The 23,763-nt window shown below is 37.0% G+C and carries 19 protein-coding genes and 1 tRNA gene; 6 read left to right on the top strand and 14 right to left on the bottom strand.

The annotated features are described in order from the left end of the window. From HX129_RS05520 to greB, 7 genes are all read right to left on the bottom strand, one after another. A complete protein-coding gene (locus HX129_RS05520) occupies nt 1-354 on the bottom strand; it encodes a hypothetical protein (protein ID WP_121974345.1) in 354 nt (117 codons plus the stop codon). Between the two features lie 11 nt (nt 355-365). Further along, complete coding sequence (locus HX129_RS05525; protein WP_121974344.1) at nt 366-1,568, bottom strand: aromatic ring-hydroxylating oxygenase subunit alpha; 1,203 nt, start codon at nt 1,566-1,568, stop codon at nt 366-368. A gap of 106 nt (nt 1,569-1,674) precedes the next feature. Further along, complete coding sequence (locus HX129_RS05530; RefSeq protein ID WP_121974343.1) at nt 1,675-3,009, bottom strand: acetamidase/formamidase family protein; 1,335 nt, start codon at nt 3,007-3,009, stop codon at nt 1,675-1,677. 56 nt (nt 3,010-3,065) lie between these two features. Continuing rightward, complete coding sequence (locus HX129_RS05535; RefSeq protein WP_174492234.1) at nt 3,066-3,950, bottom strand: SphA family protein; 885 nt, start codon at nt 3,948-3,950, stop codon at nt 3,066-3,068. Between the two features lie 352 nt (nt 3,951-4,302). Continuing rightward, a protein-coding gene (locus HX129_RS05540) for an IS3 family transposase (protein ID WP_286434008.1) occupies nt 4,303-5,468 on the bottom strand; the annotation gives its coding sequence in 2 pieces (ribosomal slippage) (nt 4,303-5,201 and nt 5,201-5,468; 1,167 coding nt in all). 527 nt (nt 5,469-5,995) lie between these two features. Beyond that, nucleotides 5,996-6,085: transfer RNA gene (locus tag HX129_RS05545), tRNA-Ser, on the bottom strand. Nucleotides 6,086-6,175: 90 nt separating this feature from the next. Beyond that, on the bottom strand, nt 6,176-6,670 hold the full coding sequence (greB, locus tag HX129_RS05550; RefSeq protein ID WP_286434010.1) for a transcription elongation factor GreB: 495 nt from the start codon (nt 6,668-6,670) through the stop codon (nt 6,176-6,178). A 362-nt stretch (nt 6,671-7,032) separates the two neighbouring features. Between greB and HX129_RS05555 the strand changes: the two genes are divergently transcribed. Continuing rightward, complete coding sequence (locus tag HX129_RS05555) at nt 7,033-8,145, top strand: MltF family protein (RefSeq protein ID WP_286434011.1); 1,113 nt, start codon at nt 7,033-7,035, stop codon at nt 8,143-8,145. A 63-nt stretch (nt 8,146-8,208) separates the two neighbouring features. Here HX129_RS05555 and HX129_RS05560 read toward each other — a convergent pair whose 3' ends face one another. Further along, entirely contained in the window at nt 8,209-8,592 is a 384-nt protein-coding gene (locus HX129_RS05560) for an SCP2 sterol-binding domain-containing protein (protein ID WP_286434013.1), read from the bottom strand. A 221-nt stretch (nt 8,593-8,813) separates the two neighbouring features. Next, nucleotides 8,814-9,722, bottom strand: coding sequence for a tRNA 2-thiocytidine(32) synthetase TtcA (ttcA, locus tag HX129_RS05565; protein WP_130074897.1), 909 nt, complete (start codon nt 9,720-9,722; stop codon nt 8,814-8,816). A 490-nt stretch (nt 9,723-10,212) separates the two neighbouring features. Between ttcA and HX129_RS05570 the strand changes: the two genes are divergently transcribed. Together HX129_RS05570 and htpX are read left to right on the top strand one after the other, a co-directional pair. Further along, entirely contained in the window at nt 10,213-11,091 is an 879-nt protein-coding gene (locus HX129_RS05570; RefSeq protein WP_286434014.1) for a lytic transglycosylase domain-containing protein, read from the top strand. Nucleotides 11,092-11,346: 255 nt separating this feature from the next. Continuing rightward, entirely contained in the window at nt 11,347-12,252 is a 906-nt protein-coding gene (htpX, locus tag HX129_RS05575; RefSeq protein ID WP_130074899.1) for a protease HtpX, read from the top strand. Between the two features lie 53 nt (nt 12,253-12,305). Here htpX and HX129_RS05580 read toward each other — a convergent pair whose 3' ends face one another. From HX129_RS05580 to HX129_RS05595, 4 genes are all read right to left on the bottom strand, one after another. Then, nucleotides 12,306-12,848, bottom strand: coding sequence for a hypothetical protein (locus HX129_RS05580; protein WP_286434016.1), 543 nt, complete (start codon nt 12,846-12,848; stop codon nt 12,306-12,308). Between the two features lie 120 nt (nt 12,849-12,968). Continuing rightward, nucleotides 12,969-13,544 (bottom strand): DUF4112 domain-containing protein, encoded by a 576-nt coding sequence (locus HX129_RS05585; protein ID WP_130074901.1) that lies wholly within the window; start codon nt 13,542-13,544, stop codon nt 12,969-12,971. A 103-nt stretch (nt 13,545-13,647) separates the two neighbouring features. Continuing rightward, nucleotides 13,648-15,000: a magnesium transporter gene (gene mgtE / locus HX129_RS05590; RefSeq protein WP_286434018.1), complete on the bottom strand. Its 1,353-nt coding sequence runs from the start codon at nt 14,998-15,000 to the stop codon at nt 13,648-13,650. Between the two features lie 164 nt (nt 15,001-15,164). Then, entirely contained in the window at nt 15,165-18,260 is a 3,096-nt protein-coding gene (locus tag HX129_RS05595; RefSeq protein WP_174492228.1) for a multidrug efflux RND transporter permease subunit, read from the bottom strand. 253 nt (nt 18,261-18,513) lie between these two features. On the opposite strand from HX129_RS05595, the gene HX129_RS05600 reads away from it, so the two are divergent. Continuing rightward, complete coding sequence (locus tag HX129_RS05600; RefSeq protein WP_286434019.1) at nt 18,514-19,671, top strand: glycerophosphodiester phosphodiesterase; 1,158 nt, start codon at nt 18,514-18,516, stop codon at nt 19,669-19,671. A 201-nt stretch (nt 19,672-19,872) separates the two neighbouring features. Then, on the top strand, nt 19,873-20,247 hold the full coding sequence (locus HX129_RS05605; protein ID WP_180045300.1) for a diacylglycerol kinase: 375 nt from the start codon (nt 19,873-19,875) through the stop codon (nt 20,245-20,247). Nucleotides 20,248-20,324: 77 nt separating this feature from the next. Here the strand turns inward: HX129_RS05605 and HX129_RS05610 are convergent, their stop codons facing one another. Then, nucleotides 20,325-22,145: a YadA-like family protein gene (locus HX129_RS05610; protein ID WP_286434021.1), complete on the bottom strand. Its 1,821-nt coding sequence runs from the start codon at nt 22,143-22,145 to the stop codon at nt 20,325-20,327. Nucleotides 22,146-22,952: 807 nt separating this feature from the next. Between HX129_RS05610 and HX129_RS05615 the strand changes: the two genes are divergently transcribed. After that, entirely contained in the window at nt 22,953-23,327 is a 375-nt protein-coding gene (locus HX129_RS05615; protein ID WP_286434022.1) for a hypothetical protein, read from the top strand. The last annotated feature ends 436 nt before the right edge of the window (nt 23,328-23,763 follow it).

A 23,763-nucleotide genomic window follows, 5' to 3' on the forward strand; every position in this document is an offset into this window, starting at 1 on the left:
TTAAACGTTGACTACGTTGCCTGTTTCATAAATGAAACGCTTTTCTGCAAAGGCATAGGGCACACCGACTGAACCTTTATACAGCTCAATATGTGGTGCAACTTCTGCAAAACTCAGACTTAGCCAATACAACTTGTGCAATTCTTCAGGCAAGGTCCCCAATGCATATTGGTCAAGCGCTGCAAGCAATTTGCGCATTTCAGGTAAAATTGCATCATAGAATGTTTGTAACTCAGCTTTAGTCGAATCTAACCGCGCTTCGTGACGTTGCTTTCCTGTACCTAATGCCCATTTCGCCACAAAGGGTTCTAGGGTGGCAAAGTCAGCGGGCAATTGTGAAATGATGTTTGACATGTGCATGCTCCTTATGCGCGATTCAGATATTGTTCAAGAACGTGATAACCATGACGAATCAAGATTTCTTCATCTTGTAAATGCATGACTTTTTTGGCTTTAGACTCAAGCGCTTCTTGCGTATCTTCCATCGTCGCTGTGTCTTCTAACCATGCATTGCGCTGTAAGATTTGTGCAAATTCTTGTGCCCAACGCTCAGAATAGGTTTTCGCTTTAGGAATGTAATAACGCCCTTCCCAACGCGTTTGATTGTGACCCACAGGCCAAAATTGATGGGTAAACCACACGCCTTCAGTCACATGCACCAAAATATTTGGGAAAATCACAGACAGTTCAAATGAGAAGTCATCACGGTCATTTGGATTGACAGATTTAGGTAATTGCACACGTTCATAATGATTCACCAACGATGCACCCGAAATTTCACCCGAAAGTGCCGCAGCAGGTTTTGGATTGGCATTTTTGGTTAAACACACCGCACATGTACGGTGATCGCCAAACAACTGAACTTCTTGCAAACCAGAAGCAAAGACATTTGGGAATGAACCTGCATGAATCGTTGCAACGTGATATGCCTCAGCAAAAGCATCGTGTGCCACTTTCCAGTTACAGTTCAATAAAGTATTATAGGCAAAACATTCTTCCATTTCATGGAATGGATAACTGCCTAAGTGTTTGCCCATATCACCCAAGAACTCTTCTACAGACTGAGTGCCTTCGTTATCAAGGTTAACGAAAATAAACCCTTCCCATACTTGGGTACGCACAGGTGCTAAACCGTTATGACCTTTGTCAAAACAAGAGGTAAATTTCTCTTCTTCAGGCACATTAACCAGATCACCTTTGGCATCGTACACCCAACCATGAAAACGGCAGGTTACGACTGCGGCTTTATTTGAACCAAAAGTTTCATTGTCTGTTTCAACAACCACTTTGTTACCGCGGTGCGAACAAATATTGTGAAAACCACGAATTTCATCATCTTTGCCGTGCATTAAAATCACTGAGGTTTTAGCAAAGTCTAAACGCTTGACTTTGTAGTCGCCTTTTTTCGGAATTTCTTCCACACGACCCACTTTTAACCACACTTTCGAAAAAACTTTTTCAATTTCTTCTTGATATATTTCTGGTGAAATACACGGTTCTGTTGGAATAGGCTCAATCCCAAGTTCTGGATATAAATCGCCCCAACGAAGCTTTGCATTACTGTTCATATGACATTCCTGTTCAAGTTTTTTAGACACATAGATGTGACGGTTCTATTTCCTCAAGCTGCTGCAATGATCACGATCCTGCACACAGCCCAAGGTATGCATTACGTTAAAGTTGATAATGTTCGCGGACTAAATCTGCGATGCCGAGTTTGGCTAAAATAGGCATTGGGCAAAGAAAAGTTGCGCGCACCATGCCAGGTAAACGGCTGATTTCGATCGATCCTGTGATCGTGCAGCGGTTCATGACTTCGTCATAACTTAAACCTGTGGTTTTTGCAGCGCGGTTTAGGGCATTCTCAGTGGCATCGTTCAAGTTTTTCCCAGTACCCATAAAGGTAATTGGGCCACTTTCTTCAATCTCGGTTTGCCCCCAACGTTCACCAAGCGCTTTGACTTTTTCACGTTGTTCTTTGCTAAAAGGACGTGCCATAGGCGGTAAGTCATCCCAAGCTTGTAAAAGAATCGGACCATCAATGCTTAAACCTTTAATCACTTCAACTTGCAGCTCGGTTTCACCTGAAACATCGGTTGCATGACCTGCAATTTCACCATTGCCTTGTTGAGCATGCATATCTCCCATGTACACACCTGCACCCGGGACTTTGACAGGACAAATCAAAATACAGCCAGGACGAATCGAATTGGTGTCCATGTGACCATCGGTTTTTGCAGCAATCAGCTCTTCTTCCGTCATGCCAAATTTGTGTGGTGCATCAATCAGATACTGACCAAAGTCATGACAGTTATGAGAGTCAGGCAAGTCACGAGATGGCGTAGTCCCAATATTGCCAAGGAATGGGCGCATATGGGCTGCAACACCAGGCATATCTGCACGTGCAAGCGATAAAATAGAATGTTGTGCTGCATGTTCAGGCAGTGCTGCAAGTTCATTGGCATTGCCTGCAAGTTTGTTGGCAATCTCTTGATTAACCGTCAAACTCACTTTATTTTCTTCATCAAGAACAATCACATAACCATGTGAGAAACGAAATGCGCTGACTTCCGCACCACAATTTTTACAGTGAATAGCATCATCACCAATGCCTTCTACATAACTTGCTGGTTGTTCTGTACCGCATGCTTCGCAGTATTTCGCAACAAAGGGGTCACCCTTATAACGCCCTTCCACAAATTGCATGACCCCTGAAGAGGTTGCAATGGATGTGACTTTCATCTGTTTAATTTTTAGGGCAACGGCATCGCCCACTTCTGCACCTTCAATCGCCACAGGAAGCGTGACTTCATGCCCGCCTTGAAATGCAGGTGTAATCATTGGACCCCAACAGCCTGGCGGTGTACCTGTTTTTAAAGTCCCGCCATTTTTTAAAGGACCAAGCATGCGTTGACTTGGACCCACAATCCCGCCTGAATATTCATTCACAACTAAATAATCAACAGCACTTACACTGCCAGTTGCATATTCTTGATGTTCTATTTTCATAAATTCACCTCTGTATGCTTGCGCTTATATTTGGATTTCAATGTGTTCAAAATCATTTAAAAAGGAATGGTGATATCTATTGCAAACTTCTGACCTTCAGGTCGGTTTTCAACGTCAAACTCTTTTTGATATTTCGCTGCGATGGCATAACCTTGTGGGAACTGATAGCGAACTTGGGGACCAACACTCGCTGCTTTGGCTTTAAAATCACCTAAAATTGCACCTTCTCCTGAGTCACCCTCTAGCTGACGATGAACATAACCACCAACACCTACAGCCAAAGGCCCCATGTGTTTTGCAACTAAGTAGTCCACATGCAAGGCATTACCAGACGTATAGTTGGTGTCTTTATTTTCAAAATTAATGTCGTACATCCATTTGGTACTGACTTCTATACCTTGCTTGTTGAGGTAGGTTGTCGAAACAATCGGTTGAATGGTGTAGTAGTTTCGTCCAATGTTCGCGAGACGATCCTTGTTGTAAGAACCCACAGGAATATAGAAATCAACACCTGTAGCAACATGCCAATCTCCTTTATGCCAACCCAATAAAAATGGATCGATAATCACATCGCCCATCGCTATGTGGTCATCTTGATGACCCCCTAGGGTTAAATCTGCGTTGGCATAAACAAGAAAAGCGTGCATCCCCCACGTGGCACCTAAAAATGTTTTGTCACTGACATAAACACCACGTGCCACCGTTGCAAAAGTATCGATTTTAAAATCATCAAAAACAGGATGATCATTTTTAAATTTGTCTGCGTTGTAATATTGGTTATAACTTACGAGATACATACCTGGTGGAGGCATTGCCCCCCCAAAAAAGCTTTCTGTTCCATCAGGATAAGCACTTCCACCATTCTCAGCTGCAATCGCTAAAGTTGCTCCACTGTATAGAAATGTGGTCATCGCCACAGATATTAGATATTTCCCTATCATTTACCACACCCTTTTTATTGCTCAAGTCCTTGTTGACGCTGTGTAAGATCGTCTAGCGCATGACTTAATTTAGTCGTGAAAGGTGGCATGGAAATATAAGGATGAATCTATGTTGAGTTAAGAATTTTTCTTGTAGAAATATTTAATTTTGCTTAAATGCATAAATATTTACTATAAATAAAATATCAATTTGCTCTTATTCATATAGGTAAAATCCCCTATAAATTGTGACTAAATTTGGTCACAAAAATACTATTTGAAACATTTCTTCTGTAATTTTCTTTTTCTTGTTTTTGTACTCTGTACCTAGTGATGTGTGCTGAAATAACAGGACACTTCCACTTGGGAGATTCTAGGCAACTAACTTGTAAAAGTCCTCTGCCATTTGATTTGGTGTCTTAAAATTCAGTCCTTTCTGAATTCTCTGCTGATTATAGAAGAGCTCTATGTATTTTGTAATATCTGCCTTAGCTTCTTCCCTCGTTTTATAGTTCCGATGATGTACAAGTTCGTTCTTTAATATTCCCCAGAAACTTTCAATTGGTGCATTATCAAAACAGTCACCCTTTTTACTCATCGAACCTTGAAAACTATATTTTTCAAGCATATTCCGATATTCATGACTACAATATTGACTGCCTCTGTCCGAATGAATAATTAAGTTTCGAGGTGGTTTATGATTGCGAATAGCCATACTCAGTGCATTACAAACAAGTTGTGTTGTCATCCTTGCACTCAAGCTATACCCAACTACTTGTTTAGTGCAAAGGTCTTTTAACACAGCTAAATACAGCCAGCCTTCAGCTGTCCATATATATGTAATGTCACTTACCCACGCAATGTTTGGGGTAGTCTCTATAAAGTTTTGCTCTAACAAATTATTGTAAACAGAACGATTGTGATCGCTATTTGTTGTCCTTTTGAAACGCTTATGACGCTTACAATACAGATGATTCTGCTGTTTAATGCAACGTACTGCATACTCGCTAATTTGAATGCCTTGTGACTGTAAATACCTTGTTAAGCGAATATGTCCATAACTTTCTTTAGTTTCTTGATGGGCAATTTTGACCAAGATGGTCTGTTGGTTTCTTTGAATAACTCGTTTACTTAAGCCCCGCTTTAACCAATCATAAAACCTTGATATTGAAATTTTTAGCAACCTAGCCATCATTATTGTTGGATATGTGTTTTTATGCTCTTTCATATAAGCGTACTTCACTGATTTTCCTTGGCAAAGTACGCCGCTGCTTTTTTTAGAAATTCTCTTTCCATTTCGGAAGTTTTAAGTTGTTGTTTCAGCTTCTTATTTTCTTCGAGTAGAGCAACGAGATCAGGCGAATATTGTTGTGTGCCAGCTAATGTTCCTGCCTTTGCTTTTTTATGCCAATTCGATAGCGTTTGCATGGAAATACCGAGTTGTCGTGCTGTTTCGGAAACATTACCTTTATTTTCTTCAATGGCTTTTATTGCTTCAGCTTTAAATTCTGTTGTATAAATTTTTTGCTTTTTACTCATGGTAAACTCCTGTTGAGTAAGTTTAGTTTACCAAGTTAAAGTCTCCGTTTTTATCAGCACACATCATTCTGCCAAATCACTGTCAATTGATGGTGGCAGAACGAAGGAGGGTTGACAGACTGGTAACAAAGAAACCAGCACGCGCAAGCGCGTCCCCCCTCCGCCCTACCGCAAAGAAAGGGGGACGAACGGGTCCACAACATGCAAAATGAGATTTCGCATATTGTCTTTGTTAATGGGTCTGCCAAAACCCGCTGACGATGTAGGTCAGCAGGCTAAGGATAATCTGCACGTTATAGAGCGTCAAGCAAGCTAAGCAAATGGATAGTGAAAATATTTAGAATTAAGAATCGTTTGAATAAGAATATAGTTAGATTTAAATACAGTTTTTTAAACTGCATTCCTTAGTCTTCTAAATACAGCTAAAAATAGCCAATCCAATCCAAAATTTGATGAGGGGTAGGTTGTGGGGTAAAACTACAGACAAAAAATAAGCCCTTGTAAAAACAAGGGCTTATTTAGATATTTGGCGGAAGCGGTGAGATTCGAACTCACGGAGGACTCACACCCTCGTCGGTTTTCAAGACCGGTGCATTAAACCGCTCTGCCACGCTTCCAATGGCGGCTATCATATAAATAAAAATTAATTTTGGCAAATGTTTTTCTATCAAAATGCATTTAAATGTACAAAATAAAATCAAAAATCATTAATTTGATGAATTTTCAGGCTTTTCATATTCAATTTTATTAATAAACCAAGTTTTTTTACCCAATGGTGTCAGTACTTCGATCTCATCATCTACTTCTTTCGACAACAAAGCACGTGCCATCGGTGAATCAACAGAAATATTTTGTGGATGATGATCGTAAATTTCATCAACACCAACAATTCTAATTTTTTTTTGTTCCCCTGCCTCATTTTCAATTTCGACCCATGCACCAAAATAAACCTTACCTTCTTGCTCAGGAGAAAAATCAATAATGCGTAGTTCTTCCAAACGCTTACCTAAATATCGTACACGCCGATCAATTTTCCTAAGTATTTGTTTATTATATTGATAATCTGCATTTTCACTACGATCACCGAGACTTGCAGCCCAATTCACTTTTTTGGTAATTTCTGGACGTTCTTCGTGCCATAAATGCTGCAATTCAGCCACCAATTGATCGTGTCCAGCGCGTGTAATTAGGTTTGATTTCATGATTTCGCCCTATTATTTCAGCTGATAATCTCAACATTTTTAAATGAAAAATGCACATTTTCTACACATAAAAATATTATAAAACTTTTTTACCAATTAAATCAGTAGATTATGTCACATAAAATAAATATTTTTAGTACAAAATTTGACATTTCAAATTTTCAACTTTATTATTCGCACATGTTTTAGATTGTCTATTTTTTATACTTTATGGTTTTTCCATAAAGTTTTTTATTTCCCAAATGTCATTTTTTGAATGACGTCCATGCCTGCCCACCCTTATCGAATTTATCAACTTTAAAAAGTTTGAGTAGCTTTTTGCTACGGCTTTTTGGGCATAAATTGCTTGTAGCGGAGACAACATGCACAGTAATTCAACATCTGGGTCGAGGTTAAACTTCGATTCTTTTTTTTCCACACTCCCACTGAAAGCTTTAGTACTCGCAAGTGTTTTTGTTCCATTTCATACCATTAATGCAACAAAAACCAATCAATACAATGCTGTTGTCAATACCAACACTCTAACTGTTGTCGCCGTATCTACACCAACAATTGTCTTTAACGAAGGTCCATACCAACACGGTTTTGGCTATGATTTAGCACATAACTATGCGCAAAATTTAAATGTAAAACTCAATTTTAAAACTGTTTCAGACAATGCAACAGCATTGAAAATAGTTGCACAAGGTAAAGCGAATTTCGCTATTACGACTGCAACATTGGAACGTATTGAAGCCAAGAAATTGACTTCATTTTCTGCCACCTGTGGTGATTTGAACAGTTTGCAAAAAAATGGGTTAAATCCTGAAATTAATTGGGTATTTAAACACGCAGATGACCCACTTACTGAAGCTGCAAGTGGTTTCGTCTGTCAAAGCAAACAAAATGGTGCTATTCAACATTTGGCTTCTTTTTATAACCGCAATGTGGTGAAGCAAAATGATTGGAATGTCATTCAGCGTGATTTAAAGCAACGCTTACCGATTTATAAAGCCAGTTTCAAAAAAACTGCACAGCAATACGATATGGATTGGCATTTACTCGCTGCCATTGGTTATCAAGAATCTTACCTAAAACCAGACTCTGTTTCTCCCACAGGTGTCCGTGGTTTAATGATGTTAACCAATTCAACTGCACGTGCTATGGGGGTATCTAACCGTACAGACCCCACTCAAAGTATTCAAGGTGGTGCGAAGTACTTTAATCAAATGTTAACGCGTTATCACTATATCCAGAACCCTGATCGTCACTGGTATGCGTTGGTCGCCTATAATATGGGGCCAGGTGCTGTGGATTCGATTCAGAAACGTTTAAAATCTCAAGGTAAAGACCCAAATGATTGGATCAATATGTATGAATTTTTAAATAAGAATCAAACACGTAATAGTCGCTACAAACAAGCTGTTCAATATGTCACACGTATTCGTGCCTATTTAGAACATATTAAAAATACCCCTGCTTTAATGACGATCTGAGCTGGGTAATAACGCAGAAAAAAAGAGCTTACATTGATGTAAGCTCTTTTTTCAAAAATGCACTTAAACGGTTTGCTCAAGTACTTTCTTAAATAAATCTTTTTGCTCTTGGCTTGGCTTAGCAGTTTGTAATGCCATCAATTGCGACATATCACCTGTTACTTTAATTTTACCTGTCATGAATGCTTGCATTGCAGCAGCCATATCAAATTCTAGGAATACTTTACGTAAGGTTTCTGCATCCATATTCAAAGTTGTTTTTGCATTTGGCGAAGTTCCTTTTACGATCTTACCGCCATCAAGTGCAAGCTCAGTATTTCCAGCTGCATCTGCAACTACGAGGTTAATTGCCAAACCAGACAATGCTGGTGGTAAATTAAGATCACCCGCTTCAGCAGTTAGTTTTTCTACAGTTGCAAACCAATCATCAGTTAAAAATGCAGGCATGTTCATTCCTCAAAAATATTTATTCATTTATTGTGTTGTCTATCCGAACAACATCATGAAGCTTTTCGCTTGCTAAAGGTTATAACACGATAATTTCAATTTAGGCTAAAGTTTTTTGTACTGGTTATTCTATTTTGATTGATTTTATCGTTTTATATTTAAGAATCAGACACTCATATCAATATAAATGTCTGATTTGTTCATTTAAATAGTAAAAATGCTCAATCAGCTGCGAAACTTAAATTTACAACATCTAAACGTTTTTTCGCTTCTTCAGTATCGCATTTCAGATCAAACTCACGTTCTTCATCTAATTTTTCAAAATCAAATAAATCACGATCTGCCAATTGCGATGGTGAAACATTCTGTAAAGCACCAAAAATACTATGTAAACGTTTCGGATACTGTTTGTCCCAATCACGCAACATATCATTTAAAATCGCACGTTGTAAGTTTTCCTGTGAACCACATAAGTTACATGGAATAATTGGGAACTTACGCATTTCAGCATATTTAATAATGTCTTTTTCTTCCACGTACGCAAGTGGACGAATTAAGATATTCTTTTTATCTGAAGACAATAATTTAGGTGGCATTGCTTTTAAGCTACCACCATGAAATAAGTTTAAAAAGAAAGTGGCTAAAATATCATCACGATGATGCCCCAAAGCCACCTTGGTTGCACCAATTTCTTGTGCAAAACCATATAATGAACCACGGCGCAAACGTGAACATACTGCACAGTACGTTTTACCTTCAGGCGTTAAACGTTTAGTAATGCTATAGGTATCTTTTTCCAAAATATAATATGGAATGTTGTTTTCTTCCATATAACGTGGCAACACGTCTTCAGGGAAACCTGGTTGCTTTTGATCAAGGTTTACGGCAACGACATCAAAATTAATCGGTGCGATGCGTTTAAACTGCAACAAAATATCAAGTAATGTGTAACTGTCCTTACCGCCAGAGACACAGACCATCACTTTGTCACCTTCTTCGATCATTTTAAAATCACGAATGGCGTGACCAACCTGACGACGAAGTTTTTTTAACAAACGATAATACGCTGAACTTGTAGGAAGTTCTGGTTTGAAATTAAATCCTTGTTCGGACTCAACTGGCGAGTACATAGAGGCAAATTACCCATAAAAAAATACTGCGCAATTTTAGCTGATTTGTCGACATATGACATCTAAAGATTTTTGTTTTTTTGTCCTGATGTGTATTTGTCATTTTGTTGTCGCATAGCAGCATTTAAAATAGCCTGTTGCGTATAAATAATCGACTAAGTGTTTATCTTTTAAACTTTTCCACAGTTTTCCACAAAAGCTGTGGATAAAATTGTGGATTGTTCAGGGCTTGACACACGATATGACCGCGGTGATGGGCGTTCTCTTTAGATTGGTTATTTTTTAACCAATGTTTTTTATTTATATTTTTCAACTGTTTATGATAGTCAAGCAATCTGAATTAAAAAAAAATTAAATTTTTTTTTGTTCAAATGCACAACAGTTAGTGCTTGATTTTTTCTATTTGTATTGATAAAAAACAATTCACAGTTTTACTCTGTATCGAATTTTGCTACACTCCAAGCATATTGGGGACAAATATAATATTAAAATGAATAATTTTATCCGTACATCGGTTTTATGCTATGTCGCTTGCTTAAATGTTACACTCTGGACTACGCCGAGTTTTGCAGGGCAAATGTATATCTATAAAGATGAACAAGGCAGCACCTTACTCACCAATAAACAAAGCTCAGATCGCTCACTACAAAAAGTAAAAGTGACCTATTATCCAGACAGTAATATTCATAGTTATAGCAATTGGGGCAAATCTGAAGCATCGGTATTACCAAGTTACAGCCGCAACAAAAATACCTATGACCATATCATTCGACAAGCAGCAGCAACCCATGGCGTTTCTGAAGGATTAATTAAAGCGGTTATTCATACTGAATCAGGTTTTAATCCTTACGCACGCTCCCCTGTGGGTGCTCAAGGCTTAATGCAACTGATGCCTGCTACAGCACGCCGTTTTAATGTGAATAATCCTTATGATCCACAGCAAAACATTATGGCAGGTGCCAAATATCTGGCATGGCTACTCAAACGTTTTAATAATAGTACTCGTTTGGCGTTGGCAGGCTACAATGCAGGTGAAGGCAATGTGCAAAAATATGGCGATGTCCCACCGTTTCGTGAAACCCAAGATTATGTAAGACGTGTATCAAGCCGTTACAGTAATTTATATGCGAATGGCGTAGGTTTAAGCTCAAGCAATACAACGAACAGTACGACAAGTACATCACAACCCCAAGTCATTGCCCAGTCAAATAACTACAATACGTCAAATGAAAATACTACAGTGACTAAACCTCAATATTCACAGCGGCAAATTATTGTCGCAAGTGGTAATAGTTTTACAGATGCACCAGCTGGCACGTATACCACCAACAATGCCAGTGCAACGGCTAAAATCTACATTTCCAATTAAAAAAATATTCTAAAGTGATGTCTTAAATAAATAATCTAAAAATAAACCCCATTCTCTCATCAAGAGAATGCATAAAAATAGTCGATTTATTTTGGCTATTTTTTTGGCTTGACTCTACCCATAACAAAATCAATATAAAATTATCAACATGGTTTTTTTCAATTCTTCTTGAATTTTCACATAATTATCCTCATATTCCTTGATAGATTTATCATTTATAGATCAAACTATTTTATTATTAAGAGGATTTTTTCGATGATGCGGATTGGTTTGTTTCTGCTTACCAACCTCGCGGTACTGGTTGTAGCTGGCATTATCCTATCAGTTTTAGGTGTTGGCAGTTACCACGGCGCTGGCGGCCTCAACTTAGGTAACCTATTGGTCATCTGTTTTGTCTTTGGTATGGTGGGCTCTCTCATCTCACTGTTCATGTCTAAATGGATGGCGTTAAAAACAACAGGTACAGAATTAATTGATCCTAATGCACCTCGTAACCAAGCTGAAGCATGGTTAGTCCAAGAGGTTGCTCAACTTTCTCAACACGCGGGTATTAAAATGCCTGATGTCGGGATCTTCCCATCTTATCAATCGAATGCCTTTGCAACAGGTTGGAACAAAAACGATGCGCTCGTTTCTGTATCGACAGGTTTGCTTGAACGCATGAATAAAGATGAGCTACGTGCAGTACTTGCTCATGAGATTGGTCACGTTGCCAATGGTGACATGGTCACCTTATCGCTGATTCAAGGTGTTGTGAATGCGTTCGTCATGTTCTTTGCACGTGTGGTCGGTGACTTTATTGACCGTAATGTCTTTGGTCGTGAAGATGGTGAAGCACCGGGTATGGCATATTTCATTATTTCTATTGTATTAGATATTGTGTTTGGTATTTTAGCTTCTGCCATCGTGATGTGGTTCTCTCGTCATCGTGAATATCGTGCTGATGAAGCAGGTGCACGTTTAGCAGGTAAAGAAGCGATGATTTCTGCGTTGTTACGTTTACAAGCTGAATCAGAAATGCCTGACCAAATGCCAAAAGAAATGAAAGCTTTTGCGATTGCGGAAGGTAAGGAACAAGGTTTCAGTTTAGCTGCATTGTTCCAAACGCATCCGAGTATTGAGCAACGTGTTGCTGCTTTACGCCAACTCAACTTGCCTTAATTTTTTATTTTCTATTCATAAAGAAGGTCTTTTTAAAAGACCTTCTTTAGGTTTTAAATCTGATTGGTTTTATCTATATACGTATGTTTACAAATTAAATTAAAATCTCGATATTGTGCATAGCTTGGCGTAATTTCTGTAGACATAGTCTCATCAAAAATAGCACTTTTAAAGTTTTCATTTTCATAATATTTGTTTTTTAATTGATTATTTTTCTTAAATTCTTTATTACACAGCAAATAAAAATGCGTATATTCAATGGTACCTTTTTTAATTATGCTTTTTGCCAATTGAATATCCTTTAAATATTTACTCATATACAAAATACCTAATCTTTCACCATTCCCTCCGACTTGATCAATAATATAAGCACCAAGCATTTCATTATTTTTCCTAACGATACGATATTGCTCATTTTCCCATGTATGATCATGATAATTGTATGCTTTCCCTGCAATATAACCCATTGTATTAGAGTGAATCACTTTTTCACCTTCACCAATCATCGAATTTTTTTGATTTACTTCGTCAACAGCATAAACGCCTTGTAATCCCATACATGCAAATAATGACAGAGTGAATAGCTTATTTTTCATCAAAAAGTCCCTTTAAAATAAATGCTGTATATTAACCACATTTATTGATCACATCCAAAATATTTATTTTAGAATCAAAGACATTTGTAACTCACACCAAGGATGTATTTGGAGATCATTTTACCAAGTTTGATACACATCCCATAACCACATCAGCCCCAACCACATTGCCATACCAATCATAACTAAAACGATTGCACCTAAAAGGTCTGGAATATGCAGCCACAACCATGCCACCACAGGATTACGCCAAAAAGCTGAATGCTGTTGTTTTTGCTCTAAACGTTCATGTAAAAATGGATGAATCACATGATCTTCAGTTTTTATTTGATATTCTGTTTGAATATGTTCATGAACCACATCTAAAGCTTTACGACTTGGGCGAATAAAAATATCAAACACAGTACCCACGACAGGCACAAAACCAACCACTGCATCCATGACGGCCAGCTTCATCACGCCATTAAGTTTTGACTGTGGTACACCTAGTTGTTTAGCTTTATACACAGCATAACAAGTTAAAACAAAACCTGCGACATCGCCCGCCACAGGAATTGTGCTTAATGCAGCATCTGCACCAACGCCTTGTTTGGTAAATGGAATTCGAACCACCGAATCCATCATATTGGCAAATTTTGCCAAGTCACGCTCTAGTCGAATCACTTCTTGAGTCGATAATTTTTTTTGTGTACTCATCTTGGGAAATAATCCAATTTAGACTTTTATTAAAAGTATGATAGCCAATAAATTCAGCATGTTGTGTATAGATTTATATTCGATATGAGGTGTGTTTTAAAATTTACGCCGCAACTTGACCTAAAAAAATTGAAGCAATAAATAAATACACAATCACACCTGTTGCATCACAAATGGAAGTCACCAAAGGTGCAGAAGCACTTGCTGGGTCAAGCTTCAAACGATTTAGAATAAAAGGCAAACTCATACCAATGAGGCAGCCCAATAATACAATGCCCATCATACTCAGTGCCAAGACCAAAGCAACCATGGCATCACCACGAAAATACCCTAAAATCGATACGGCACATGCCATAGTGCCCCCTAAGCACAGTGCCACTAAGCTTTCCCGACCAATCAACTGGAGCCAGTCTTTTAACTGCACATCTCCCATTGCCAAAGCACGCACCATCAGTGTCGCTGACTGAGAACCTGCATTCCCGCCACTGCCGACCAATAAAGGTAAAAAGAACACCAAAACAATATTTGCAGCAATAATATCTTCAAAATGTGCAATACCAATGCCAGACAATAGACTACCAAAAACCAAAATGACCAACCAAAACACACGTTTTTTATAAAGAAATAAAATCGGTGCAGTTTTTAAGCTGAAATTTGGTGTACTACTGACAGCACTCGACTTCAAAAAGTCCTCCGTCATTTCTTCTTGTACGATGTCCATTGCATCATCATAAGTGACAATGCCTAATAAATGCTGTTCTGCATCAATAATAGGTAAAGCAATAAAATCATAATGGCTGAGTTTTTGTGCAATGCTTTCTTGGTCTTCATCTACATAGCCCACCACCAAATCTGTGGTCATCATTTCACCAAGTATCTGATGAGGATCGGCTAAAATAATTTCACGTAAAGACACCACGCCCAATAATTTCAAGTCATGATCGACAATATAAATTAAATATAAAGTTTCACGGTCAGCCGCTTGCAACCTCAGTTGTACAATGGCTTCAGTCATGGTCAAATCAGATGATAACATCACAAAATCTGAACTCATGATTGCCCCTGCTGATTCCTCAGCATATTGAGCAAGCTGTTTAATTTGTTTTTGTTTTTCAGTCGTTAATTGTGCATAGACGTCATGTTGTAACTTTAGCGGCAAGATTTTAAATAAATCAGTACTGTCATCTGAATGCATCTCTGTAATCAGTTGTACCAATTGGACTTTAGGTAACCGCAGTGCAATTTCAAGTTGTTCTGTTAAGCTTAAAAACTCAAAAACATAAGCGGCATGCGGTAAATATTCAATTAATTTTAATTGCTTATCTAATGTTAAATTTGCCAATAAATCTGCCAAATCGGCACGATTAACTTGGGTAATTAAACGCTTAATCTCCTCAATTTGGTGATTTTGAATGGCTTGTTCTAAGTCTAAAATAAGTTGAGAAGATAATTGCATCAATATCACACCCGTTTTTTACTACATCATAAAATGAGCAGTTTCCATAAAGCAAATTTAGCTCATTTTTAGTGCAGCAAACTCAAAAATCGCCACATGAATGACGATTTTTAGGTTAAAAATATAAAAGTTTTAACTTGCGATTTTTACACTCATGCCAAAGCCTAGAATTGTGACTTTGGTTTAAACATTGAGCGCACCATGACATACATAAAGGGAATAAAGATCAGCACCAAAACTGTCCCAAAAATTACACCACCTAAAACACTTACACCAATTTCTTGACGGCTAGCAGCGCCCGCTCCAAACGCCAAGACCAAAGGAATGACCCCTGCACCAAAAGCCAAAGAAGTCATTAAAATCGGGCGTAACCGTAACCCTGCGCCTTCTATTGCGGCCTCAACAATACTTTTGCCTTTCTCCTGTGCCAAGGCTGCAAATTCCACAATCAAAATTGCATTTTTACATGACAAACCAATGGTGGTGAGCAATGCGATTTGGAAATAGATATCATTTGGAAAACCCGCCAAAGTACTGAAAATAATATTTCCCCCAATCCCAAGCGGAATTGCCGCAAGGACTGCGGTTGGAATCGACCAACTTTCATATAAAGCAGCCAAACAAAGGAAAATAAAACCAATTGAAATCAGATACAACCAAATTGCTTGACTGCTTGATTGTTGCTCTTGATAGGACAAACCACTCCATGCAATGCCAATACCCTTTTCTGCTGCAATCATTTTTTGCACATCTTGCATCGCCTGACCTGAGCTGATATTTGCCGCAGTATTGGCTTCCATTTGTAATGCTGTATAGCCTTGAAAACGATTGACCACATCGGGTCCTCCCTCCCAATCAATAGTCGCAAAATTACCAAATGGAATCATTTGATTTTGAGCATTTCGTACCGTCCACCTATTTAAATCTTCAGGTTTTGAACGAAACTCGGCATCACCTTGCATCATGACACGTTTAATTCGTCCACGATCAATAAAATCATTAACATAAGAACCGCCCCAAGCCGTAGCCAATGTACTATTAATGGCTGTTTGAGTGAGACCATTTGCCATCGCTAATTTTTGATCTATATGGACTTTCAACTTTGCTTTATCAGGATTAGATTTTTTATCTAGATTTTCAAAACTGCTAAATTGTTCTGCATTTTGTTTTAACACATCAAATTTCTGATCTAAAAATTTTCGCCCTTGACCATCCACATCTTGCAGCCAAAACTCTAAACTATCACTATCTCCTAAACCACTGACAGATGAAGGTAAATTCACATTAATAATCGCATTGGGATCTTTCTTAAAATGTTTCATGGCACGTTCACGAATGGCTTGCGCTGAATTTTCCGCTCCCGAACGTTCATCCCAATGTTTAAGTGCAATAAAACCTGTCCCTAAATTTTGTCCTGTACCTGAAAAATTTCGACCATAACGCATTAAAACAATATCGACATTTTGCTTTTCTTGTTCAAGGAAATATTGACGAATATTTTCTCCCACCACTTGGCTACGACTCATCGGTGTACCATCAGCAAGTCGAAAATTGACACTAATGATGCCTTGGTCTTCACTTGGAATAAAACTGGTCGGTAACTGTGTATAAATTAAGCCAAATGCAGCAACCAAACCCACAAAAATAACCAAAATAAATGCTTTTAGTTGTAAGGTTTTATTGACCAATTTAATATAAACATGCTTCAGCTGATCAAGTTTTTGGTTGACCCACACCGCCCATTTCGCTGGTTGCACATTGGGTTTTAAAATAATGGCACACAAGGCTGGCGTTAAAATCAGTGCCACCATAAGTGAAATACTCATCGCAGCCACCAAAGTAATGGAAAATTGTCGGTAAATTACTCCTGTAGAACCACTAAAAAATGCCATTGGAATAAAAACAGCGGTTAGTACAACGGTAATCCCGATCAAAGCCCCTGTAATTTCCTGCATAGATTCAATCGAGGCTTGTTTGGCATCTAAGCCTTGTTCATGCATTAGACGTTCGACATTTTCAACCACCACGATCGCATCATCAACCAACAAACCAATGGCAAGGACCAAGGCAAAAAGCGTCAGCGTATTGATACTCATCCCAAGTAAATACAACACAGTAAAAGTACCCAAAACCACCACAGGCACAGTAATGGTTGGAATCAAAGTCGCTCGCCAACTTTGTAGAAATAAGAACATTACAATCACGACTAAAACGATTGCTTCAAGCAAAGTTTTAACCACTTCTTTAATCGATTCTTTTACAAATGGTGTGTTATCTCTTGGATAAACAATCTTATAGCCATCAGGTAAATTTTCAGAAATTTTTGCTAACTCTGCCTTAATCAGTGCCGACGTTGCTAAAGCATTTGCCCCCGAAGACAAAGAAATTCCCATTCCTGAAGAGGGATAACCATTAATGGTATTAAAAGATTGGTAATTTTCTGCGCCTAACTCAACCCGTGCTACATCTTTTAAATAGACATAACTGCCATTTGCATTAGATTTAACGACAATATTTTGAAATTCTTCGACTGTTCTTAAACGAGAACCTGCGGTGACTTTAGCATTTAAATATTGGTCTGCCACGACAGGTAAATCACCAATGCCCCCTGCTGCCACTTGCGTATTTTGTGCCTCAATCGCAGAGCGTATATCACTCGGCATCAGTTGATATTGTTGTAATAAATTTGGATTTAACCAAATACGCATGGCATACGACGAACCGAAAACATCAACTTCCCCCACCCCCTCAATTCGAGCAATTTCTTGTTCAATGTGATTGGAAGCATAATCTCCGAGTTCAATATTGTTACTTTTATGATTGGCGTCATAAAGACCGACCACCATAAAAGTGTCACCGAGTGATTTATAGACACTCACCCCCTGCCTTTGCACTTCTTCAGGAAGTCGATTCAGGACACTATTAATGCTATTTTGTACTTGGACTTGTGCTGTATCGGGATCCGTGCCATTTTCAAAACTTAGACTAACTCGAGCACGCCCTGAAGAATCGCTACTCGAACTAAAATACAGCAGATGGTCGATTCCTTTAATCTGTTGCTCAAGTACTTGAGTCACACTTTCTTCAACGGTTTCAGCATCTGCACCCGTATACGTTGCCGAAATCGTAATGCGAGGCGGCGCAATATCAGGATAGCGCTCTACAGGTAAATTTATGACAGAAAAAATACCTACCGCAATCACGATAATCGCAAGTACACCAGCAAAAATAGGTCGTTGAATAAAAAATTTTGAGAGCATCAGTGTGGTTCTTTGTCAGATCTGTATAAAGTAGCAATGTCTTGATCATTAACTCCATCTATATGGATATTCTGTGACTTATATAAAAAACACAAGAATAAATAACAGAAAAACTGTGTAGAAAATCAAATAAGTAGGAAATATGAAGAAGCTTAAAAATGATTTTTTGTAAGTAAAATAATCTAATTCATAAATTTGCAAGAAAATTACCTCACATTGAATGAACTAAACTGATTTTAAAATAGAGGATACGATGCTTAAAAAAACAATGCTGAGTTTGAGCCTATTGGCTGCATTGACTGCTTGTAATGATGATAACAATGATGATTCTACATCTGCACCAATAAAGCCCGAATATAGCGAACCTAAAATTATTATTGTGGGACATCGTGGCGCAAGTGCCCTACGTCCAGAACATACCTTAGCAGCCTATCAAAAAGCCATTGATGATGGCGCAGATTTTATTGAACCAGATTTAGTTTCAACCCAAGACGGTGTATTGGTTGCCCGCCATGAAAATGAAATAGGCGGCACATCAAATGTCAGTGCCCTAGCACAATTTGCCGATCGTCAGAAAACCAAAGTGATTGATGGCACACCTCATACAGGTTGGTTTACCGAAGACTTTACTTTGGCTGAACTTAATCAAGTCAAAGCCCGTGAACGTATTCCCAAACAACGACCTGAAAATACCCAATATAATGATCAATTTGCGATTCCAACCTTAGAACAAATTATTGAACTAGCTGATGCTCATTATAAAAAAACAGGAAAAATTATTGGTTTATATATCGAAACCAAACATCCAACTTATTTCCAAAAACAAAATTTAGCCATGGAAGATACTTTACTGAAAACTTTGGCAAAATATAAATATACCCGTGATATTGCACCTATTTACTTACAATCCTTTGAAGTCAGCAATTTAAAATATTTAAAAGATCAACTTACACTCCATAAAACCTTAAAACATGCGAAAATCATTCAACTTTATGATGACAAAGAGACACAACCTGCTGACTTCGTTGAACAGAACAATAAAACCAAGTATGCAGACATGGCGACAGCTCAAGGTTTAAAAATGGTGGCAGAATATGCTGACGGCGTTGGACCTTGGAAACCTTATATTTTCAATGAGACATTTACCGCACTATCAGACTTTGTCAAAAATGCACATGCCGTTGGTTTAAAAGTTCATCCATATACATTCCGTCCTGAGAATCATTTCTTAGCCAAAGACTTCAAATGTAGTCAAAAAGAAATAGATGCAGCACAGCGCTGTGAATCAGGTGCAGCAAAAGAATTTGAAATGTACTTTAAAGCAGGTGTTGATGGTGTGTTTACTGATGATCCAGGTTTAGGTCGTAAAAGCTTGAATGCCTATTTAAAAGAAAATCCATCAATAAAATAAAGAATATAAAGCACCTGTACATAATGACAGTTTAAGTCACTTAGGGGGCTTTTAGACCGCAGATTTATAAGTTGCTCAATAGACCAAATAGATCTATTGGGCAGTTTTTATTCCATATTTTTCAAATAACTTCAGAAAATTAATTCACTTTTAAGTTTAAAATTATAAAATCGCGTTCAATCTCCAATCGCAACAAAGAATATGAGTGACTATTCCCCTCTTAAAGGTACAAAAGGCTTTAAACGTATTTTAAATGCAACAGGCTATTCACTTGCGGGCTTCAAAGCTGCTTTTCAACACGAAGCTGCTTTTCGACAAATCCTTTTGTTAAATATTATTTTAATTCCGATCACGTTTTTCTTAGAAGTCAATGCCGCTGAACAAGCTGTCATGGTTGCGGTGTGCTTACTTGCAATCATTGTTGAATTATTTAATTCAGCTTTAGAAGCAGTGGTCGACCGAATCTCATTAGAACGTCATGAGTTGTCTAAAAATGCCAAAGACATGGGCAGTGCAGCACAATTCGTTGCTCTAACCATTATTTTTAGTACTTGGTGTATTATTTTATTTTTATAAAACAATATTTTAAATATTAATATAAAAAATCCTCGCATAAAGCGAGGATTTTTTATATTTCATTCGATTAGAAAATATTATTTTCCACCGAATACGTAAGCAACACCTACACGGCCACCAACTTCACCACCACCAGCAACACCAAGTGCACCACTTACAGATGTACGACCATCAGCAAATACAGTAGCTACACCAAGTGCACCAGCAGATTCACCTTCATAGTGACCTACACCACCAAATACTGCAGTTTGACCTGCACCAATATTAGGAATTGCTTGTTGAGCAGCTAACGCAATTGCAATACCACGGTAAGCAGTTTCTTCAACATCATCGATACGACCATTTAACTGATCAACACGGCTATTTAAATTACTAGCAGTTGTATTAAATTCAGTTAAACGCTTATCAACTTCAACAATTTTTTCGTCAACTTGAGCAACTTTTTTATCGATTGCTTCAGTTGCACCAGCAACAGCACCATCCACCGAAGTTTTAATATTATCAACAATACTTACACCGTTGATTTTATAATCTTTTGCATCAATTGTACCAGTTGTTGTAATACCACCAGCTGTGATTGTTGTTTTCTCAGTTGAAGTAACTTTACCATTTTCGGTAGTTTCTTTCTGAACTGTTAAACCATATACATTATCATCACCTTCTTTACCAATTACACCTGTAGAAACAGATTGCTTTTGGCTAGAAATAATTTCTGGAGCTGATTGGTTAGTCAAAACTGTAGTACCATTTGCATTAGAATTTGTAATACCAGCATTTGTCTTTGTTGATTTAGCAATGGTAGTTTGTTCACTATACGTTACATTTTGATTTGTAATCGTATTTTTAGTTAAAGCTGTTTGATAATTACCTGTTACGGAAGTTGCTGTACCGCTACGGTTTGGAGCTGCACCTTGAATAGCGGCTTGAGCCTCAGCAGCAGCGACACCAACCAATTGTCCATTTTGAACACGATAATAAGATGATGCTACCTCATTACCTTTATCATCATTAAATGTTTCGAGGTAAGTTGTTCCGCCTACTTGATATTCACGACTTTTTAAGGTGGAACTTGCTATCGGCTTACCAACTAATACGCCATTAGCAGTTACAACACTACCATCATGATTTAATTGACCACCATTTGCCAAATTACCAAGAGCAATACCATTTCCTGTCAATACAGTAATATTATTACCATCTTTAGCACTAACCCCATAAATATTTTTAGATGCATCTGTAGCATGACCATGAATATCTTTAGGACCAGTATTCCCTATAATACCTGTTTGCACATATTTAGTATCATTAACCGTACTACCAGGTAAAGTGCCTTTAAATGGAGATTGAGTGCCATCTGGAGTAATCAAGTCACCTTGTAAAGTTTGACCGCCTACATTGGTTGTACCCTGATAACCATAAATCACATGCTCACCATTAACTACTTTTAGTTCATCACCAGTAGTTAATGAACTGCCATCAGCAGTAGATAATTGCCCACCTTTAGATAGTGTAGATAAATCAACATCGTTACCTGTATATGCAACTAAAGCAGCACCATTTTGTTGTGGACGTAAGAAAAAGCCTAAATCTTTTCCAGTACCTACTTCTTTAACACTAATAACTTCTTTACCCGAAGTAGTTTTATAGTTAAAAATTTCATAGCGAGTAGTGGTACCATTTGAATTATTTGTGCCACTGACTTTACCAGAACCTAAATCAATATTTGTGTGGCCAGTACTAGTAAGTTTTAAATGCTCTTGGCCTAATACTGGAGCATTAACAAATCCATTCGAATTAGCAAGACCAGATACATTTTGAGCTGGATTAACCCATTGAGCATTTGCTGCTACTGCTGCTAATGTAAGACTTGCTGCTAAAAACGTTTTTTGAAAGTTCATACAATTTCCTTCAATTTTTATAAAAAGACTGGCTTACCCTAGGATGATGTAAACCAGCAAAACTGAGACGAATGCTTGGTTATTCGGGAAGTTCGCCGTCTTACCCAGCCGCTATTAGCGACAACTCGCTCATCATAAAAAAATTCACTTACAATATCAATCAAAATTTGATTAAAATTAAATACAATTAATACTTATTTCTATATTTTTTTAAAATAAAACTATTAATCAATAACTTAAAAAAACAAAATATGTACATTTTGTATAAAAAAACCTTATATTTTTCAACTGTTAGTTTAAAAATGGATTTTTTCGTCTTTTTATTAATTTTTTATTAAATAATATGAAAAAAATTAAGATAAAGTTAATAATGAATAACAACAAATATATGGCACAAATACGCTTTATAGAATTTACTTAAGTAGACATCTCATTGAAGAATTTATTAATTAGATGAAACATTCAATTGGTGACTCTAGACCAAAACAATCTCATGGAAAATTTATATATTTAAATTCAAGAATAAGGTTGTTGAATGTTACACATAACTTACAAGTGATTTTGATTTAGCTTAAAATGTTTAAGCAAATAAAAAATAAGATATAAGAAGCTGATAATTATAATAAAAAAACAAAAATCATGAATATATAAGCCTATTTATATAAGTTTTTAATAACACTTTTAACAATTTTTTCTATGTTCAATTCTGCTAAGATATTCTTTATACAAGCAAAACATATACAAATATATAAACACATTACTTTAAAAAAGTATAAAATTAAACTATCTCCCATTTTCGAAATTGTCATGAGCAACCAACAGGAAAAACTGTTATTTTCACATCGTTTAAAGCAAGCCTTAAATGAATCTAACCATCCTATTAGTCCTACTTTTCTAGCCAACGAATTTAATAATCGCTATAGTGGACAACCCATTAGCGTCCAATCAGCGAATAATTGGTTATTAGGTAAGGCTATTCCTAACCAAGATAAACTTGCTCTTTTAGCAATTTGGCTAAAAGTATCCAGTCAATGGCTTAGATTTGGAGATAATTCACCAATATCAAATATTTCCGATGCTATTGATCCAGCAGATTTGGATTATTTCATCAAATTTAAAAGTTTAAAAATAAATCAAAAAAGAATCATTAAAGACTTGATTGATGAATTTTACCTTCCATAAAAATTTTCAACTGATCCTCATAGTTTTTAACTAAAACTTCGTACTCTCTAATTTTTGAGTATAAATATTGAAGCTCTTGTTTGGGGATCACAACTTTCTCTAACTCTAATAGTCTAGGTTGTACATTGCTTATGTGATCTTCGTTATTTTGAATTTTCATTTTTAGTCAAGAAAATTTGCATTGATACAATTTTAAACCATATTTTGATAAAAATACAAGCTATTCATCAAAAAAATCCTATCTAGCATTATAAATATTTTCATAAATTCATATATTTAAATATAACAAAAGTTTAGTCAGACCTGTTTAAGTTTTTTACATTAAACAAGTAACTTAATATCATCTTATAATCAAAAAACAAACCCAAATAAGCAATATAGTTCTCATTTATTCAAAATAATTTATCACAATATACAGTTTTTTGTATATCTAAAA

The organism is Acinetobacter sp. 251-1 (assembly GCF_030329305.1).
Taxonomy (GTDB): Bacteria; Pseudomonadota; Gammaproteobacteria; order Pseudomonadales; family Moraxellaceae; genus Acinetobacter; species Acinetobacter piscicola_A.

What these genes read in the sequence shown, in the direction of transcription:
- HX129_RS05520 (WP_121974345.1), bottom strand. Translation starts at nt 354, where the DNA reads ATGTCAAACATCATTTCACAATTGCCCGCTGACTTTGCCACCCTAGAA.
- HX129_RS05525 (WP_121974344.1), bottom strand. Translation starts at nt 1,568, where the DNA reads ATGAACAGTAATGCAAAGCTTCGTTGGGGCGATTTATATCCAGAACTT.
- HX129_RS05530 (WP_121974343.1), bottom strand. Translation starts at nt 3,009, where the DNA reads ATGAAAATAGAACATCAAGAATATGCAACTGGCAGTGTAAGTGCTGTT.
- HX129_RS05535 (WP_174492234.1), bottom strand. Translation starts at nt 3,950, where the DNA reads ATGATAGGGAAATATCTAATATCTGTGGCGATGACCACATTTCTATAC.
- greB (WP_286434010.1), bottom strand. Translation starts at nt 6,670, where the DNA reads ATGAAATCAAACCTAATTACACGCGCTGGACACGATCAATTGGTGGCT.
- HX129_RS05555 (WP_286434011.1), top strand. Translation starts at nt 7,033, where the DNA reads ATGCACAGTAATTCAACATCTGGGTCGAGGTTAAACTTCGATTCTTTT.
- HX129_RS05560 (WP_286434013.1), bottom strand. Translation starts at nt 8,592, where the DNA reads ATGCCTGCATTTTTAACTGATGATTGGTTTGCAACTGTAGAAAAACTA.
- ttcA (WP_130074897.1), bottom strand. Translation starts at nt 9,722, where the DNA reads ATGTACTCGCCAGTTGAGTCCGAACAAGGATTTAATTTCAAACCAGAA.
- HX129_RS05570 (WP_286434014.1), top strand. Translation starts at nt 10,213, where the DNA reads ATGAATAATTTTATCCGTACATCGGTTTTATGCTATGTCGCTTGCTTA.
- htpX (WP_130074899.1), top strand. Translation starts at nt 11,347, where the DNA reads ATGATGCGGATTGGTTTGTTTCTGCTTACCAACCTCGCGGTACTGGTT.
- HX129_RS05580 (WP_286434016.1), bottom strand. Translation starts at nt 12,848, where the DNA reads ATGAAAAATAAGCTATTCACTCTGTCATTATTTGCATGTATGGGATTA.
- HX129_RS05585 (WP_130074901.1), bottom strand. Translation starts at nt 13,544, where the DNA reads ATGAGTACACAAAAAAAATTATCGACTCAAGAAGTGATTCGACTAGAG.
- mgtE (WP_286434018.1), bottom strand. Translation starts at nt 15,000, where the DNA reads ATGCAATTATCTTCTCAACTTATTTTAGACTTAGAACAAGCCATTCAA.
- HX129_RS05595 (WP_174492228.1), bottom strand. Translation starts at nt 18,260, where the DNA reads ATGCTCTCAAAATTTTTTATTCAACGACCTATTTTTGCTGGTGTACTT.
- HX129_RS05600 (WP_286434019.1), top strand. Translation starts at nt 18,514, where the DNA reads ATGCTTAAAAAAACAATGCTGAGTTTGAGCCTATTGGCTGCATTGACT.
- HX129_RS05605 (WP_180045300.1), top strand. Translation starts at nt 19,873, where the DNA reads ATGAGTGACTATTCCCCTCTTAAAGGTACAAAAGGCTTTAAACGTATT.
- HX129_RS05610 (WP_286434021.1), bottom strand. Translation starts at nt 22,145, where the DNA reads ATGAACTTTCAAAAAACGTTTTTAGCAGCAAGTCTTACATTAGCAGCA.
- HX129_RS05615 (WP_286434022.1), top strand. Translation starts at nt 22,953, where the DNA reads ATGAGCAACCAACAGGAAAAACTGTTATTTTCACATCGTTTAAAGCAA.